Source organism: Acinetobacter sp. 228 (assembly GCF_048147885.1).
Genome location: NZ_JAYWYV010000546.1, coordinates 1 through 1,077, shown reverse-complemented (window position 1 = coordinate 1,077; position 1,077 = coordinate 1). Strand labels below are relative to the sequence as shown.

The 1,077-nt window shown below is 40.6% G+C and carries 3 protein-coding genes; 1 reads left to right on the top strand and 2 read right to left on the bottom strand.

All coding sequences use genetic code 11. The annotated features are described in order from the left end of the window. Both VXQ92_RS20660 and VXQ92_RS20655 read right to left on the bottom strand, forming a co-directional pair. Positions 1-257: NUDIX hydrolase (locus VXQ92_RS20660; RefSeq protein ID WP_416683033.1), on the bottom strand; the 257-nt coding region annotated here is incomplete at its 3' end. A gap of 14 nt (positions 258-271) precedes the next feature. Continuing rightward, positions 272-853 (bottom strand): TIGR00730 family Rossman fold protein, encoded by a 582-nt coding sequence (locus tag VXQ92_RS20655; RefSeq protein ID WP_001084310.1) that lies wholly within the window; start codon positions 851-853, stop codon positions 272-274. A gap of 157 nt (positions 854-1,010) precedes the next feature. Between VXQ92_RS20655 and VXQ92_RS20650 the strand changes: the two genes are divergently transcribed. Next, positions 1,011-1,077 (top strand): hypothetical protein (locus tag VXQ92_RS20650; protein ID WP_416683034.1); only part of this gene is annotated, 67 nt, incomplete at its 3' end.

The window sequence follows — 1,077 nt, the reverse complement described above, 5'->3', positions numbered from 1 at the left end:
ACCAAATATAAATGGCTAATAAGCGTATGATCCGGTTCATTGGCAGCTGCTGTCTCAAAACGCCCTATAAATTGTTCTATTACACACGGGCTGCCTATTTCTTCCAAGATTTCACGCTGTATAGCAGTTTCCGGAGCCTCATTCGGCTCCAGTTTACCGCCTACCTGCATAAAAGCTTGTGTATTACGCTTTCTAACAAGCAATAATTCATTTTGTTCATTTAAGATCACCGCAGCGGCAACCGTAATTGTTTTCACCTATTTAACCTCATTTATGGTTGAACGTCGGCATTTGTCCATTTCGGAGCAGGAGCCTGATATTGCTCAAATTGTTGAAGAATATCTTCAATTTTGTCTGAGGCAATCAATTTATCAACAAACCGTGCTTGGCTAAATCCGTTATCTACAGTTCCTTGAATCATTTTAAGCAAATCTTCATAAAAGCCAGCTACATTTAGAAAAGCACACGGCTTTTGATGAATACCTAATTGTGCCCATGTCCATTGTTCAAAGATTTCTTCCAATGTACCTGCCCCACCTGGTAAAGCAATAAAACCGTCCGACAGATCTGCCATTTTGGTTTTACGCTCATGCATATTTTCGACGACATATAATTTTGTCAGTCCAGGATGAGCTAACTCGCGATCAACTAAAGCACGAGGAATTACCCCAATGACCTGCCCGCCGGCTTGCAAAGCACTATCAGCAACAACACCCATTAAACCAGAACGGCCACCGCCATAAACGAGTGTTTTACCTTGTTTAGCAATAGCTTCACCGGTTAATTGAGCAATTTGTTGAAAGATTGGGTTTGAACCAAGAGATGAACCACAGAAAATACAAATTGAATTCATAGTATAAAAACCGTTTTATTGAACTGTCATGCTGACAAACTAGACTATCGACAGAGTTTTTTTTTGCAAAATAGCGTATTGGCAAGTGTTTTTCGGCAAATCCTTGTCTAAAATACACCCATCAATTTCCATCAGACTGCGTAAGGAAAAAAGACACATGCTTGAAGCCTTTTATGCCACAGAACGCGGAAGTCTGGAAGATGCCACCATCAATGGTGGATTTG